The following is a 14,935-nucleotide window of genomic DNA, read 5'->3' on the forward strand; positions in this document are numbered from 1 at the left end:
GACGGAGCGATTGTGGCGTCCGCATGCGGCGCCGAGGTGGTCGATGTCGGTGGGCCGCCGTCGGCCCAGTCGGGGAAGTGATGGGCTTGGGTGCGGGTGAACGGGGCGTCGCAGCCGGGGGCGGTGCAGCCGCGGTCGCGGGCGAAGAGCATCAACCGCTGTGCCCGCGACGCGAGCCGGCGTCCTCGTCCGAGGTAGAGGGCTTGTCCGGTGTGGGCGGAGAAGACGGCCAGGTGCGGGGTTGCGGTGGCGGCGACTTCGATCAACTCCGCGACCGGCAGCCGGGTCCCGGTCGCGGTCAACGCGATCCCGGCGCGCTCGGCCAACTCGTGGTCGGTGATGGTGATGACCAGATCACCCGACCGCCGACCACCCCCAGCACCAGTGCGGGAGGCGCGCAGCAGCGCTTGCAGACCGTCATGGGTGCGCTGCCCCGGCGTGCGAGTATCACGCTCCACCGCCGCCGCCAGGGCGGCCGGGTCGGCCGATTCGACGGTCCCGGATGGGGAGTCGGGGTCGTCGGGGTTGTTCATCCCCGGTGCCGCCCACGACGGCAGTGCCGCCTCCATTTCCGCGCGCAACGCCGGGGTGAGGTAGCCGCGGACTTTGCTCATCAGCCGCAGATCCTGGGGCAGGATCGTGAAGCCGCGCAGGCGTTTGCGGTCGCGTTCGTCGGTGACGGTTCCGTCCGGATCCAGGTGCGCGAGCAGTCGGATGCCGGCGGTGCGGACACCGGCCGGACTCAACTCACGGGCGACCCACGCCAACTGCGCCTCAGCCCGTGCCCGGGTCTGCGCGTCGATCGCGGTGGGAATCTTGTCCATGACGGCGTCGATCTCGCGGACGTGGTCGGCACCGATCGCACCCTCGCCCACCGCGACCGCAGTCGCCGGCAGTATCGGTTCGCGGGTCTGTCCTTGCAGTTCGGTGAATCGTCCGATGCCGGCGGCACTGACGCGTCGGCGTCGGGCGGCACCGTCACCGAGCCGCAACCCCTGCGCCAAATACTGATGCACCGACAGGTATCCGGCTTTGCGGTAGGCGCTGCGGTCGGAGACCTCCACCAGCACTGCGGCGTCGACACCGTCGAGACGACGATGCGTGCGCTCGAGGGTCTCGACGGTTTCCAACAGGGCGTCTTCGGTCACCGCGGACAGCGGTAGGGACGCGAACTTGGTCGCCGCAGCCTCCAACAGGCGGGCGAGGGCGGCCGGGTCGTCCGGCAGCAGCACCTCCGACGTGACCATCGAACCCACCCCCTCCACCTGAACAGTGTCCGAGAACACTCCTGCTGTGCTTCTATGTTCGAATCATACCGCCGACCTCCGACAAGAACTGTGAGAGAAGCCGCAGACCTGTCGGGCAGCCCATGGACGAGCGCTATCGGGGCGAACAGTGGCGCCTGTCGCCGGGCCGCGAGACCGACCGCGAAAGTCTCGTGCGACCGTCCGTCCGCGGTCTGATAGCGGTGGCGGCCGAAACCGACCATCGACCCCCACATCACCGGCTCGGTACCGGTCACCTCCCGAAACAGTCGGACCACGAGCCGGGCGTCGTCCCGCCGCCGCTGGTCCGTGACAGCAGCGAGATACGCATCCACCGAGTCGTCACCGGGGGCCGTCTTCGTCATGGGTCGAGCCTAGATGTCCGTACGTTCGGGCATCATCGGTGGAATGACGCCGACCGTGTACGCCTCGACCGCCTCCGAACTGGACCCGATCACGTTCTACGGTCTGCTGCGACTGCGCGAGGAGGTCTTCGTCGTCGAACAGGACTGCGCCTACCACGAGTTGGACGGCCGGGATGTGGAGCCCACCACTCTCCACCTCTGGTGCGCGGACCCCGTGGACGGAAGTCCGGTCGCCACTGTGCGCGTGCTGCTGGACCCACTTCCCGACGGCGAGACCCGGCACCGGATCGGCCGGGCCTGCGTGCGGCCCGAACTCCGAGGCACCGGGTTGATGCGGGCCCTCCTGGATCGGGCCGTCGCCTACATCGCCGACCGCCCGAGTGTTCTCGACGCTCAGGCCCACCTCGCGGGCCTGTATTCACGGTGGGGATACGTCCCCGACGGACCGGAGTTCGTCGAGGACGGGATTCCGCACGTGCCGATGCGGCGCGACCCCGCGCGGCGGCCGGGCCCGACGAGAAGGTCGACCGCCGAACGGGCCTGAATCGCATGCGGAGTGTTCAGTCGCCTTCGGCTCCGAGGCCGGTGCGCAAACGGTTTGCATCGACCGCATATCCTGGACAGTGCCCTCAAGTCCTCGAAAGCGGAGCGGAGAACACATGCTCACCCGAACCGACCTGCGAGGCAGCACCCCGACGCTGAGCCAACTGCGTCGTGCGCTGCCGCGCGGCGGAACCGACGTCAACGCCGTGCTGCCCACGGTCACTCCCGTCGTCGAAGCGGTCGCTGAGCATGGTGCCACCGCGGCCCTCGACTACACCGAGAAGTTCGACAGGGTCCGCCCGGCGTCAGTCCGCGTCCCGGCGGAGGTGATCGCCAAGGCGCGGGCCGACCTCGACGGCGCGGTCGCCGATGCCCTGGAGGAGTCGATCCGTCGCGCTCGCCTGGTGCACGCAGACCAGCGACGCCAGACCTCGGTCACCCAGGTGGTGCCCGGCGGAACCGTCGCCGAGAAGTGGATCCCGGTGCGTCGCGTGGGTCTGTACGTTCCCGGAGGCAACGCCGTCTACCCGTCCAGCGTGATCATGAACGTGGTCCCGGCTCAGGAGGCGGGTGTCGGCTCACTCGTCGTCGCGTCTCCCGCCCAGGCCGACTTCGGCGGATGGCCGCACCCGACCATCCTCGCCGCGTGCGCCCTGCTCGGGGTCGACGAGGTGTGGGCCGTCGGCGGTGCGCAGGGCATCGCGCTTCTGGCCTACGGCGGTGACGACACCGACGGCCGCGTCCTGGACCCGGTCGATCTCATCACCGGTCCCGGCAACATCTACGTCACCGCGGCCAAGCGCCTCGTGCGCGGCGTGGTCGGCATCGACTCCGAGGCCGGTCCCACCGAGATCGCGATTCTGGCCGACGACTCCGCCGATCCCGCGGTCGTCGCCTCCGATCTCATCAGCCAGGCCGAGCACGACGTCCTCGCGGCGGCGGTGCTCGTCACCGACAGCGAGGCGCTCGCCGATGCGGTCGACGAGGCCGTGGAACTCGCGGCGTCGGCCACGAAGCACTCCGAGCGCGTCAAGACCGCGCTGGCCGGTCCGCAATCCGGGGTGGTCCTGGTGGACGACATCGACGCCGGGCTGGCTGTCGTCGACGCGTACGCGGCCGAGCACCTGGAGATCCAGACGCGTGACGCGCAGGCCGTGGCCGACAGAGTGACCAGCGCCGGCGCGATCTTCGTCGGTACTTATTCGCCGGTGAGCCTCGGTGATTACAGCGCGGGCTCCAACCACGTTCTGCCGACGTCCGGCTCGGCCAAGTACGCCTCCGGCCTGTCGGTGCAGACGTTCCTGCGCGGAGTGCATGTGATCGACTACGACCGCGACGCGCTCGCGGAGATCGCCGACCGCGTCGTGACGCTGGCGAACGCCGAAGACCTTCCCGCGCACGGCGAGGCGGTCCAGGCCAGGTTCGGGGGAGCACGGTGACCGGTCCGGGCCGGTCCGTGGGTCTCGCCGACCTCCCGTTGCGCGACTCGCTGCGCGGGAAGTCGCCGTACGGAGCACCGCAGCTTCAGGTTCCGGTGGTGCTGAACACCAACGAGAACCCGCACCCGCCGAGTCGTGCGCTGATCGACGACGTCGCGAAGGCGGTCGCCGCCGCGGCCGAGGATCTGCACCGATACCCGGATCGGGATGCGGTGGGCCTGCGTTCGGACCTCGCCGCGTACCTCAGCGCGGCCACGGGCGTGGAACTGTCGGTCGACAACGTGTGGGCGGCCAACGGCTCCAACGAGATCCTCCAGCAGATCCTGCAGGCCTTCGGTGGGCCCGGGCGCACGGCGATGGGCTTCGTGCCGTCGTACTCGATGCACCCGATCATCGCCGACGGCACGCAGACGCAGTGGGTCCCCGCTCATCGCGCGGACGACTTCTCTCTGGACGTGGAGCAGGCCGTCGCAGCGATCGCCGAGCACCGGCCCGACATCGTCTTCGTGACCTCGCCGAACAATCCGACCGGCGGGAGCGTCGCGATCGCCGATCTGCGGCGTCTCCTCGACGCGGCCCCCGGCATCGTGATCGTCGACGAGGCCTACGGCGAGTTCTCGTCGCAGCCGAGCGCGGTCTCGCTGATCGACGAGTTCGGCAGCAAGCTGATCGTGTCGCGGACCATGAGCAAGGCGTTCGCCTTCGCGGGCGGCCGGCTCGGCTATCTGGCCGCGGCGCCGGCCATGATCGAGGCGCTGCTTCTGGTGCGCTTGCCGTACCACCTGTCGGTGCTGACGCAGGCCGCCGCGCGGGCGGCCCTGCAGCACTCGTCGGAAACGCTCGGTGCGGTCGCCGCGATCGCCGCCGAACGCGACCGCGTGGCCGCCGCGCTCACGGGTATGGGATACGCGGTGACGCCGTCGGATGCGAACTTCATCCTCTTCGGCGAGTTCGCGGACGCTCCCGCCACCTGGCAGCGCTACCTCGACCGCGGTGTCCTGATCAGGGATGTCGGCATCCCCGGGCACCTGCGTGCGACCATTGGACTACCAGCCGAGAACGACGCCTTCCTGGCCGTCAGCGCGGAACTGGCCGATACCGACCGAAAGCAGCAGTAGCAGCAGTGACAACAGCGCAGCACGAACCCCGGATCGCCCGCGTCGAGCGCACCACGCGCGAGTCGTCGATCACCGTCGAGATCAACCTCGACGGCACCGGCAGGACCGACATCGACACCTCGGTGCCGTTCTTCGACCACATGCTCACCGCGTTCGGTGCGCATGGCAGCTTCGACCTCACCGTGCACGCGAAGGGCGACATCGAGATCGAGGCGCACCACACGGTGGAGGACACCTGCATCGTGCTGGGACAGGCCATCGGGCAGGCTCTCGGCGACAAGAGGGGCATCCGCCGGTTCGGCGACGCCTGGATCCCGATGGATGAGACGCTCGCCCAGGCCATCGTGGACGTCTCGGGCCGACCGTACTGCGTGCACACCGGCGAACCCGATCACATGCTGACCGCCGTGATCGGCGGCTATTCCGGCGGCGACAAGCCGGTCGTGTCGTACGCGACCGTCCTCAACCGTCATGCGTTCGAATCGATCGCGCTCAACGCCCGCATTGCCCTGCACGTCCGCGTGCTGTACGGCCGCGACCAGCACCACATCACCGAGGCCGAGTTCAAGGCCGTCGCGCGAGCACTGCGCGAGGCCGTCGAACCGGATCCGCGGACCTCGGGCATCCCGTCGACGAAGGGCGCCCTGTGAGTTCACCGCGCGTCGCGCTCCTCGACTACGGTTCGGGCAACCTGCGCTCGGCGCAGCGAGCGCTGGAGCGAGCCGGAGCGCAGGTCGAGATCACGTCCGACTTCGAGACCGCGATCGGTGCCGACGGACTGGTGGTGCCCGGCGTCGGTGCGTTCGCGGCCTGCATGGCCGGGTTGAAGGCGGTCCGGGGCGATCGGATCATCGGACGCCGGCTGGCGGGCGGGCGGCCGGTGCTCGGAATCTGCGTGGGGATGCAGATCCTGTTCAGTCACGGCGTCGAGTTCGGCGTCGACACGCAGGGCTGCGGCGAGTGGCCGGGTTCGGTGACCAGACTGCCGGCGGAGGTGCTCCCGCACATGGGCTGGAACACCGTCGACGCACCGGACGACTCGGTGCTCTTCGACGGTATCGACGACGACGCACGCTTCTACTTCGTTCACTCCTACGCCGCGCAGACGTGGGAGATGGATTCGGCGGGTTCGCCGATACAGACGCCGAAACTCACCTGGTCCGAGCACGGTGGACGGTTCCTGTCCGCGGTCGAGAACGGTCCGCTCTCGGCCACGCAGTTCCATCCCGAGAAGTCCGGTGACGTCGGCGCCGAGCTGCTGCGGAACTGGATCGGGGGGATCGCGTAAGTGAAAGAGACAAGCGAAGCGGCACAGCAGTTCTCGTTCGCGAGACTGGTGTTCTATTCGCTCGGTGCGGGCGTGCTGGTGCTCGCGGTGATGCTGCCGATCGTGCTGTCGCTGGCGCGACCGTACCCGACCGCCGCGCTGTGCGTCGCCCTCGCCGCCATCGTGCTGATGGTGGTCGCGATCGCCCTCGTCTCGCGCCGGATGCTGGCCGGCGTGCAGCGGGAGATCGATGCCCGCCGGGCGGAATTGGAACGCAGGCGAACACAGGAGAAGTGACCGGCTCCGGCGGCACCGGACGGTGGACGCTCGCGCCCGGACACCCGCGACACGGCGCCTCCACAGCACCCCCACAAACATGTCGACCCCGCGACACGACAACGTGCGGCCGGCACCGTACACACCGAAAGCGAAACTGAACTGATGGGCATCCTCGAACTCCTCCCGGCCGTCGACGTGGTCGACGGTCAGGCGGTTCGCCTGGTCAAGGGCGAGGCCGGATCGGAGACCTCCTACGGCTCACCGCGCGACGCTGCGCTGGCCTGGCAGCGGGACGGCGCCCAGTGGCTGCATCTCGTAGATCTCGACGCGGCGTTCGGCCGCGGCGACAACCGTGAGCTGCTCGCCCAGGTGGCCGCCGCAGTGGACGTGAAGGTGGAGCTGTCCGGCGGCATCCGCGACGACGCCTCGCTCGCCGCCGCGCTGGCGACCGGGTGCACGCGGGTCAATCTCGGCACCGCCGCCATCGAGAACCCCGCCTGGTGCGCACGCGCGATCGCCGAGTACGGAGACAAGATCGCCGTGGGACTCGACGTGACGCGCAACGGCTCCTCGTACACGGTGCGCGGCCGCGGCTGGGTCACCGAGGGCGGCGACCTGTGGGAGACCCTGGAGCGCCTGAACAACGACGGTTGTGCGCGGTACGTCGTCACCGACGTCAGCAAGGACGGCACGCTGAGCGGACCCAATCTGGAACTGCTGGAACAGGTGGCCCGCGCCACCGACTCGCCCGTCGTGGCCTCGGGCGGCATCTCGCAGATCGACGACCTGCTCGCGATCGCCGAGCTGACCGCGCTGGGCGTGGAGGGCGCCATCGTTGGCAAGGCCCTGTACGCGGGCCGCTTCACACTGCGCGAGGCGCTCGACGCCGTCGCGGGCGCCGGGAGCCGGTGAACCGGCCGTGACCGATGCCGTCGACGCACGCGACTACCCGCAGCTGCTGGCTGCCGGGGAATCGGTGCTCGACGAGGTCACCGGGCTGTTCGTCGACGGGCTGGGCTCGCCGGGCACGCACGCGAAGGGCCGTGGCGACTTCGCCACCGACGTCGATCTCGCGCTGGAGCGCAGCATCGCCGAGAAGCTCGAGCGACGGACGGGCATCGAGGTCCACGGCGAGGAGTTCGGCGGCCCGGCCCCCGACGACGGCGCGATGTGGATTCTCGATCCGATCGACGGGACCTTCAACTATTCGGTGGGGATGCCGATCGCCGCGATGCTGCTGGCGCTCGCCGTCGACGGTGTGCCGGTGCTCGGGCTCACCCGACTCCCGCTGGTCGGCCAGCGCTTCGCCGGTCATATCGGCGGTCCGCTGATCATCGACGGGGAGGCGGCCGAGCCCGTGCCCGACAGCCCGCTGGAATCGGCCGTCATCGGCTTCGGGTCGTTCAACGCGCGAGCGCGCGGCGAGGTCCCGGGCGCCGGGCGCGCTGAGTTGCAGCGCCGCCTCAGCTACCGTGCCGGCCGGCTGCGGATGACCGGCTCCACCGGCACCGACATCGCGTATGCGGCGGCCGGCGTGTTCGGCGGCGCGGTGTCGTTCAGCGCGAAGGCGTGGGACAACGCGGCCGGCGCGGCGCTGATGCGCGCCGCGGGAGGCGTCGTGACCGACCTCGCGGGCGACCCGTGGACCGTCCAGTCCACGTCGCTCGTCGCGGGCAATCGCCTGCTTCATGGACAATTGCTCGAGGTGATCGGCGAGGCGATGCCGGATCAGTTCGCCGACCGGGACCTCGGCAGTCGAGAACGAACCAACAGCAAGGAGACTCACCCGTGAGCGTGGCAGTCCGCGTCATCCCGTGTCTGGACGTCGACGACGGGCGAGTGGTGAAGGGCGTCAATTTCGAGAATCTGCGTGATGCCGGGGACCCGGTGGAACTCGCGGAGCGCTACGACGCCGAGGGCGCCGACGAGTTGACCTTCCTCGACGTCACGGCGTCCAGTGCGGGCCGCGGCACCATGCTCGACGTGGTGCGGCGCACCGCCGACGCGATCTTCATCCCGCTGACCGTCGGCGGCGGCATCCGCACCGTCGACGACGTCGACACCATGCTGCGCGCGGGCGCCGACAAGGTGAGCGTCAACACGGCCGCCATCGCACGGCCCGACGTGCTGAGCGAGATGAGCCGGAGGTTCGGTTCTCAGTGCATCGTGCTGTCGGTGGACGCGCGGACGGTGCCCGAGGGCGGCGAGGCGACGCCGTCTGGTTGGGAGGTCACCACTCACGGCGGTCGCCGGGGCACCGGCATCGACGCCGTCGAATGGGCTCGCCGCGGGCAGGAACTCGGCGTCGGTGAGATCCTGCTGAACTCGATGGACGCCGACGGCACCAAGGCCGGATTCGACATCGCGATGATCCGGGCCGTGCGCGACGCGGTCACCATCCCCATCATCGCCAGCGGCGGTGCGGGCGAGGTCGCCGACTTCGCACCGGCTGTCGAAGCCGGCGCGGACGCCGTTCTGGCCGCTTCGGTGTTCCATTTCGGCGACATGACGATCGGCGAAGTCAAGGACGCGATGCGCGCCGAGCACATCGTGGTGCGCTGAGACCGTCACCGGCCGCACACGTTCGAGAAGAGGGAGAATCATGGCGCTGCCCGCAGAGCTCGCAGCCACGTTGAAGCGAAACGACGACGGTCTGTTCGCCGCGATCGCGCAGGAACGGTCCACCGGCATCGTCTTGATGATGGCCTGGATGGACGACGAAGCCCTGGAGCGGACGCTCGCGACCCGCAAGGCCACCTACTACTCGCGGTCCCGCGGGGAGTACTGGGTCAAGGGCGAGACCAGCGGGCACACCCAGTACGTCCACGACATCCGGATCGACTGCGACGGCGACACCCTGCTGCTGACCGTCGACCAGACGGGTGCGGCCTGCCATACCGGCAATCACAGTTGCTTCGACACCGAGCCGCTGGAGTTCGGGGTGCCTGCCGAACCCGCGCGAACCGACGACCAGGAACGGTGACGCGATGCCGCTGATTCAGATATCCCAGACGCCGGGTCTCTCCGACCGCGTGAAGCGCGAGACGATCGCCGCGGTCACCGAGGCGTACGCCAAAGCGACGGGCAAGAATCCCGACTCGGTGTGGGTGACGATCACCGAAGTGCCGCGCCAGCACTGGGGCGTCGGCGGAGAGCCGCTGGGGTGACGGGCACGATGAGCACCGCAGACAACTCCGCGAGCACGACCCCGCTCGCCACCTTCCTCGATCTGGCGCGCGACCACCGAGTGGTCCCGGTGACCCGCAAGGTCCTCGCCGACTCCGAGACACCGCTGTCGGCGTTCCGGAAGCTGGCAGCCGAGCCGGGGGCCGGCGGCGGTCTCCGCGAAGGCACCTTCCTGCTCGAATCCGCGCCGAACGGCGCCTCGTGGTCGCGCTGGTCGTTCATCGGCGCGGGCACCCGTTCGGCCCTGACCGTCGCCGACGGGCAGGCGCACTGGTGGGGCGACGTCCCCGCGGGAGCTCCGGTGGGCGGCGATCCGGTTGCGGCGCTCGACGAGTCGTTGCGGCTGCTGCAGACCGATCCGCTCGACGGGATGCCGCCGCTGACCGGCGGCTTCGTCGGCTTCATGGCCTACGACTTCGTGCGCCGCCTGGAGCGGCTTCCGGAACAGACGGTCGACGACCTGCGGCTCCCCGACATGTTCTGGCTGCTGGTGGCCGATCTCGCCGCCTTCGACCACCACGAGGGCACGATCACCCTGATCGCGAACGCCGTGAACTGGGACGGCAGCGACGAGCGCGCCGAAGAGGCCTACCACGACGCCGTCGCGCGGCTGGATGCGATGACCCGGGCGCTGGCCGCCCCGGCTCCCTCCACCGTCTCGACCTTCGACAGGCCCGCGCCCGACTACCGCTCGCAGCGCACGCTGGACGACTACCGCGAGATCGTCGAGGGTCTGGTCGGACAGATCGAGGCGGGTGAGGCGTTCCAGGTGGTGCCGTCGATGCGCTTCGAGATCGACACCGACGCCGATCCGCTCGACGTGTACCGCGTCCTGCGCGCGTCGAATCCGAGCCCGTACATGTACCTGCTTCGGATGCCGGGCGTCGACCGGGAGCCGTTCACGATCGTCGGATCCTCGCCCGAGGCACTGGTCACCGTCACCGATCGGGTGGCCACCACACACCCGATCGCGGGCACGCGCTGGCGCGGTGCCACCGAGGCGGAGGACCAGTTGCTCGCGAAGGGCCTGCTCGAGGACGAGAAGGAGAACTCCGAGCATCTGATGCTGGTCGACCTGGGCCGCAACGATCTGGGCCGGGTATGCGAGCCGGGCACTGTCCGCGTCACGGACTACCGCCGAGTGGAGCGCTACAGCCACGTGATGCACCTGGTGTCCACGGTCTCCGGAACTCTTCGCGACGACAAGCAGGCGCTCGATGCGGTGACCGCCTGCTTCCCGGCGGGAACCCTCACCGGGGCACCGAAGGTCCGGGCGATGGAATTGATCGAGGCCAACGAGATCACCCGCCGCGGACTGTACGGGGGCGTCGTCGGATATCTCGATTTCGCAGGCAACGCCGACACCGCGATCGCGATCCGGACGGCACTGATGTCCGGCCGCACTGCCTACGTCCAGGCCGGCGGCGGAGTCGTCGCCGACAGCGACGCCAAGTACGAGTTCAACGAGGCGCGCAACAAGGCGTCGGCGGTGCTCGCCGCAGTAGCCGCCGCCGGCACCATGCGCCCGGTGGCGGGGGAGGAGACCCCATGAGCAATCCGCAGACCCCCGAGCAGCAGACCCCCGAGGAGCCGGCCACGGCTGCGCGGCCCGTCAACCGGCGGTGGCAGGCGATCGCCTCGGTGCTGATCCTGCTGGCCGCACTCGGCCTCTGGGCTGCGTCCCGGATGCAGTGGGCCACGATCCTCGTGGCACCGGATCTGGGACCGGCCCGCGAGTTCACGGTGCACGGCTCGGACTGGAGTCCGTGGCTCACACCGGTGGCGATCGCGATGGCCGCCGCCGTCATCGCGCAGTTCGCGTTGCGCGGCTGGGCCCTGCGCATCGTCGCGATCCTGGTGGCGATCGGCGGCGGCGTCGCCGTCATTCCGGCCATCTCCCTGCTCACCGAGGGCGAGGACAATCTCTACATCGTGCAGATGGTCGACGTCCCGGCGCGAGCCGTGGTGGACGGCATTCCCACCGAGTCCACCCCCGGGTACCTGGTGATCGCCTCGGCGATCTGTGCGGTGCTCGGCGCGGTTGCGATGGCCCGAACGGCCAACCAGGGCGGCATGTCGTCGAAGTACTCGGCGCCCGCCGCCCGCCGCGACGAACTCGAACGGCAGATCTTCACCGAGCGCGAGCGGGCCGCGGCAGCGGGCGAACCAGCCGCTCCCGCGCCCAACGAGCGATTGCTGTGGGACTCGCTCGACGAGGGGATCGACCCCACCGACGACCCGGCGGATCACTCCGCCGACGACGCCGGTCCCACCCGCTGAGGACCGGCGGTCGCGGGCCTGTTCGCGACGTGGATCACGGGTGAAGCGACCCCAGCCTCCCGGTCTCCCGCGGTGGTGCTTACTCTTGATGCACGCAGTGAAAGGGGCCGATAGTCGTGAGCAACCAGTCAGTGCTCGATTCGATCATCGAGGGAGTCAAGGCTGACGTCGCCGCGCGCGAATCGGTCCTCGATCTCGCCGCAGTCAAGAAGGCCGCGGCAGCGGCGCCGGCGCCGCGAGATGCGATGGCGGCGCTGAGTCAGACCGATATCGCGGTCATCGCCGAAGTGAAGCGGTCGAGTCCCTCCAAGGGCCGGCTCGCGAACATCCCCGACCCGGCCGATCTGGCGAAGGCGTACGAGGACGGCGGCGCTCGCATCGTCAGCGTCCTCACCGAGGAACGCCGCTTCGGCGGGTCGCTCGCCGACCTCGACGCGGTGCGTGCGGCGATCGACATCCCGATCCTCCGCAAGGACTTCATCGTCGGGCCGTATCAGATCCACGAGGCGCGCGCACACGGAGCGGACGTCATCCTGCTGATCGTCGCCGCCTTGGAGCAGCAGGTCCTCGCCTCGCTCCTCGACCGCACGGAGTCGCTGGGCATGACGGCCCTCGTCGAGGTGCACACCGAGGAGGAGGCCGACCGCGCGCTGGAGGCCGGGGCCAAGGTCGTCGGCGTCAACGCCCGCAACCTGAAGACTCTGGAAGTGGACCGCGACTGCTTCGCGCGCATCGCCCCCGGGCTCCCGTCGAGCACCATCAAGGTGGCCGAGTCCGGCGTGCGCGGGCCCGCGGACCTGCTGGCTTACGCAGGGGCCGGCGCTGACGCGATCCTGGTCGGCGAAGGCGTCGTGACCAGTGGCGATCCGCGGCTCGCGGTGGCCGACCTGGTGACGGCGGGCTCGCACCCGTCGTGCCCCAAACCGTCGCGCTGACGGCCGGCGAACAGCACTGACGACCCCGCCCCCGCTGTTCTCGGCGGGGCTCGGGGCGAGCGGTAAATCCAGTTGCCGCCGGGATCGAACGATGAGGATACTGAAGACGTGACAGACAATCCCGAAGCCGCCCAGCGCATGTCGACTGGCACGGCGTTCCCCAAGGCCAGCGACGGCGTCTCCGACGTCCACCCGATCGGCCCCGACGATCGAGGCCACTGGGGCGACTTCGGCGGACGCCACGTCCCCGAGGCGCTGATGGCGGTGATCGAGGAGGTCACCGCGACCTACGAGAAGCTGCGCGTCGACACCGACTTCCTCAACGAACTCGACCGGCTGCAACGCGACTACACCGGTCGTCCGTCACCGCTGTACGAGGCCGAGCGGCTGCGTGAGGACGCGGGCGGCGCACGTCTGTTCCTCAAGCGGGAGGATCTGAACCACACCGGCTCGCACAAGATCAACAACGTCCTCGGCCAGGCGCTCCTGGCGAAGAAGATGGGCAAGACCCGCGTCATCGCCGAGACCGGCGCCGGCCAGCACGGAGTGGCGACAGCGACGGCCTGCGCCCTGCTCGGCCTGGAATGCCTGGTCTACATGGGACGCGTCGACACCGAGCGGCAGGGACTCAACGTCGCCCGCATGCGTCTTCTCGGCGCCACCGTGGTCGCCGTCGAGACCGGTTCGGCGACGCTGAAGGACGCGATCAACGAGGCCTTGCGCGACTGGGTGACCAATGCCGACACCACGTACTACTGCTTCGGCACGGCCGCCGGCCCGCATCCGTTCCCGATGATCGTCCGCGACCTCCAGCGGATCATCGGCCTGGAGTCGCGGGTGCAGATCCTTGAGAAGATCGGGCGCCTGCCCGACGCGGTCACCGCCTGCGTCGGCGGTGGATCGAACGCGATCGGCATGTTCCATCCGTTCATCGACGACGAGGGCGTCCGCATGGTCGGATTCGAGGCCGGCGGCGACGGCGTCGAGACCGGACGGCACGCCGCGACCTTCGCGGGCGGATCTCCCGGCGCCTTCCAGGGCGCCTACTCGTACCTCCTGCAGGACGAGGACGGGCAGACCATCGAGTCCCACTCCATCTCGGCGGGACTCGACTACCCCGGCGTCGGTCCGGAGCACGCGCATCTGCAGCAGATCGGACGGGCCGAGTACCGGCCGATCAACGACGATGAGGCCATGGAGGCGCTCGCACTGCTCTCGCGCAAAGAGGGCATCATCCCGGCCATCGAGTCTGCCCACGCCGTCGCCGGTGCTCTCCGCCTCGGCCGGGAACTCGGTGAAGGCGCGGTCATCATCGTGAGCCTCTCGGGCCGCGGCGACAAGGACGTGGAGACAGCGGCCCGCTGGTTCGATCTCTTCGAGAAGCCGCCGTCGGAGACCGAGTACGCCGCCCGCCTCGCCGCAGCCGCAAAGGAGAACGCTCGATGAGCAAGCCCGCCCCCGACTCCCGGCTGGGAGCCACGTTCGCGGCGTGCAAGGCGGACAACCGTCCGGCGCTGATCGGCTACACGCCGGTCGGCTACCCGACCGTGGCCGACTCGTTGACGACGTTGCGGACCATGGTCGAGGCCGGATGCGACATCGTGGAGATCGGCATCCCGTACTCCGACCCGGTCATGGACGGCCCGACCGTCGCGCAGGCGGCACAGAAGGCACTGGAGAACGGCTGCCGTGTCCGCGACGTCTTCGCCGCCGCCGAGACCGTCGCCTCGGCCGGCGCACAGCCCGTGGTCATGACCTACTGGAACCTGGTCCTCAAGTACGGCGTCGACGCCTTCGCCCGCGATCTCGCCGCTGCGGGCGGCGTCGGACTGATCACGCCGAACCTCATCCCCGACGAGGGGGCCGAATGGCACGCGGCGTCGGACGCACACGATCTCGACCGGATCTACCTGGTGGCGCCGTCGTCCACTCCCGAGCGTCTGGCGATGACGCTCGACAACTGCCGCGGCTTCGTCTACGCGGCCTCGACCATGGGCGTCACCGGCGCACGCGACACGGTCTCCAATGCGGCGCCCGAACTGTGCGCGCGGGTCCGCGAGTACTCCGACATCCCGATCGGTGTCGGACTCGGCGTCCGCGACGGCGATCAGGCAGCGGAGATCGGGGCCTACGCCGACGGCGTGATCGTCGGCTCGGCCATCGTCGCGGCCGTGGAGAAGGGCCAGGACGCCGTCGCCGCAGTGGTGTCGGATCTGGCCGCGGGCGTCCGCCGCGCCCGAAGCTGACCGACTCGGAGC

The 14,935-nt window shown here is 69.8% G+C and carries 16 protein-coding genes and 1 pseudogene; 16 read left to right on the forward strand and 1 reads right to left on the reverse strand.

Features of this window, described 5'->3' with window-relative positions; translation table 11 throughout:
* Positions 1 to 1,247 (reverse strand): annotated as a pseudogene (locus GSI01S_RS05090) (HNH endonuclease signature motif containing protein); the annotation flags it as partial.
* Positions 1,248 to 1,673: 426 nt separating this feature from the next.
* Here GSI01S_RS05090 and GSI01S_RS05095 point away from each other — a divergent pair.
* From GSI01S_RS05095 to trpA, 16 genes are all read left to right on the forward strand, one after another.
* On the forward strand, positions 1,674 to 2,174 hold the full coding sequence (locus GSI01S_RS05095; RefSeq protein ID WP_039867015.1) for a GNAT family N-acetyltransferase: 501 nt from the start codon (positions 1,674 to 1,676) through the stop codon (positions 2,172 to 2,174).
* A gap of 115 nt (positions 2,175 to 2,289) precedes the next feature.
* Entirely contained in the window at positions 2,290 to 3,612 is a 1,323-nt protein-coding gene (hisD, locus tag GSI01S_RS05100; protein WP_006895374.1) for a histidinol dehydrogenase, read from the forward strand.
* On the forward strand, positions 3,609 to 4,730 hold the full coding sequence (locus GSI01S_RS05105; RefSeq protein ID WP_006895375.1) for a histidinol-phosphate transaminase: 1,122 nt from the start codon (positions 3,609 to 3,611) through the stop codon (positions 4,728 to 4,730). The genes hisD and GSI01S_RS05105 overlap by 4 nt, the downstream gene beginning before the upstream one ends.
* Positions 4,731 to 4,735: 5 nt before the next feature.
* Positions 4,736 to 5,380, forward strand: coding sequence for an imidazoleglycerol-phosphate dehydratase HisB (gene hisB, locus GSI01S_RS05110; RefSeq protein WP_006895376.1), 645 nt, complete (start codon positions 4,736 to 4,738; stop codon positions 5,378 to 5,380).
* Positions 5,377 to 6,018: an imidazole glycerol phosphate synthase subunit HisH gene (hisH, locus tag GSI01S_RS05115; protein ID WP_006895377.1), complete on the forward strand. Its 642-nt coding sequence runs from the start codon at positions 5,377 to 5,379 to the stop codon at positions 6,016 to 6,018. Before hisB ends, hisH begins: the two co-directional genes overlap by 4 nt.
* On the forward strand, positions 6,019 to 6,294 hold the full coding sequence (locus GSI01S_RS05120; RefSeq protein ID WP_006895378.1) for a hypothetical protein: 276 nt from the start codon (positions 6,019 to 6,021) through the stop codon (positions 6,292 to 6,294).
* A 144-nt stretch (positions 6,295 to 6,438) separates the two neighbouring features.
* On the forward strand, positions 6,439 to 7,188 hold the full coding sequence (gene priA / locus GSI01S_RS05125; protein ID WP_006895379.1) for a bifunctional 1-(5-phosphoribosyl)-5-((5-phosphoribosylamino)methylideneamino)imidazole-4-carboxamide isomerase/phosphoribosylanthranilate isomerase PriA: 750 nt from the start codon (positions 6,439 to 6,441) through the stop codon (positions 7,186 to 7,188).
* A gap of 7 nt (positions 7,189 to 7,195) precedes the next feature.
* On the forward strand, positions 7,196 to 8,068 hold the full coding sequence (locus GSI01S_RS05130) for an inositol monophosphatase family protein (protein ID WP_006895380.1): 873 nt from the start codon (positions 7,196 to 7,198) through the stop codon (positions 8,066 to 8,068).
* On the forward strand, positions 8,065 to 8,838 hold the full coding sequence (gene hisF, locus GSI01S_RS05135; RefSeq protein WP_006895381.1) for an imidazole glycerol phosphate synthase subunit HisF: 774 nt from the start codon (positions 8,065 to 8,067) through the stop codon (positions 8,836 to 8,838). The genes GSI01S_RS05130 and hisF overlap by 4 nt, the downstream gene beginning before the upstream one ends.
* Positions 8,839 to 8,878: 40 nt before the next feature.
* Positions 8,879 to 9,259: a phosphoribosyl-AMP cyclohydrolase gene (gene hisI, locus GSI01S_RS05140; RefSeq protein WP_006895382.1), complete on the forward strand. Its 381-nt coding sequence runs from the start codon at positions 8,879 to 8,881 to the stop codon at positions 9,257 to 9,259.
* Positions 9,260 to 9,263: 4 nt separating this feature from the next.
* The gene (locus GSI01S_RS05145; protein WP_006895384.1) at positions 9,264 to 9,443 is read left to right on the forward strand and encodes a tautomerase family protein; all 180 of its coding nucleotides are present in this window, start codon (positions 9,264 to 9,266) and stop codon (positions 9,441 to 9,443) included.
* A gap of 8 nt (positions 9,444 to 9,451) precedes the next feature.
* Positions 9,452 to 11,014, forward strand: a complete 1,563-nt coding sequence (locus GSI01S_RS05150; RefSeq protein WP_085950740.1) for an anthranilate synthase component I — start codon at positions 9,452 to 9,454, stop codon at positions 11,012 to 11,014.
* The gene (locus GSI01S_RS05155) at positions 11,011 to 11,742 is read left to right on the forward strand and encodes a TIGR02234 family membrane protein (RefSeq protein WP_006895387.1); all 732 of its coding nucleotides are present in this window, start codon (positions 11,011 to 11,013) and stop codon (positions 11,740 to 11,742) included. Before GSI01S_RS05150 ends, GSI01S_RS05155 begins: the two co-directional genes overlap by 4 nt.
* 116 nt (positions 11,743 to 11,858) lie before the next feature.
* Positions 11,859 to 12,677: an indole-3-glycerol phosphate synthase TrpC gene (trpC, locus tag GSI01S_RS05160; protein WP_006895389.1), complete on the forward strand. Its 819-nt coding sequence runs from the start codon at positions 11,859 to 11,861 to the stop codon at positions 12,675 to 12,677.
* 138 nt (positions 12,678 to 12,815) lie between these two features.
* Entirely contained in the window at positions 12,816 to 14,123 is a 1,308-nt protein-coding gene (gene trpB, locus GSI01S_RS05165; RefSeq protein WP_260868701.1) for a tryptophan synthase subunit beta, read from the forward strand.
* Positions 14,120 to 14,923, forward strand: coding sequence for a tryptophan synthase subunit alpha (gene trpA, locus GSI01S_RS05170; RefSeq protein ID WP_006895391.1), 804 nt, complete (start codon positions 14,120 to 14,122; stop codon positions 14,921 to 14,923). The genes trpB and trpA overlap by 4 nt, the downstream gene beginning before the upstream one ends.
* The last annotated feature ends 12 nt before the right edge of the window (positions 14,924 to 14,935 follow it).

It is taken from the genome of Gordonia sihwensis NBRC 108236 (assembly GCF_000333035.1).
GTDB classification, from domain to species: domain Bacteria; phylum Actinomycetota; class Actinomycetes; order Mycobacteriales; family Mycobacteriaceae; genus Gordonia; species Gordonia sihwensis.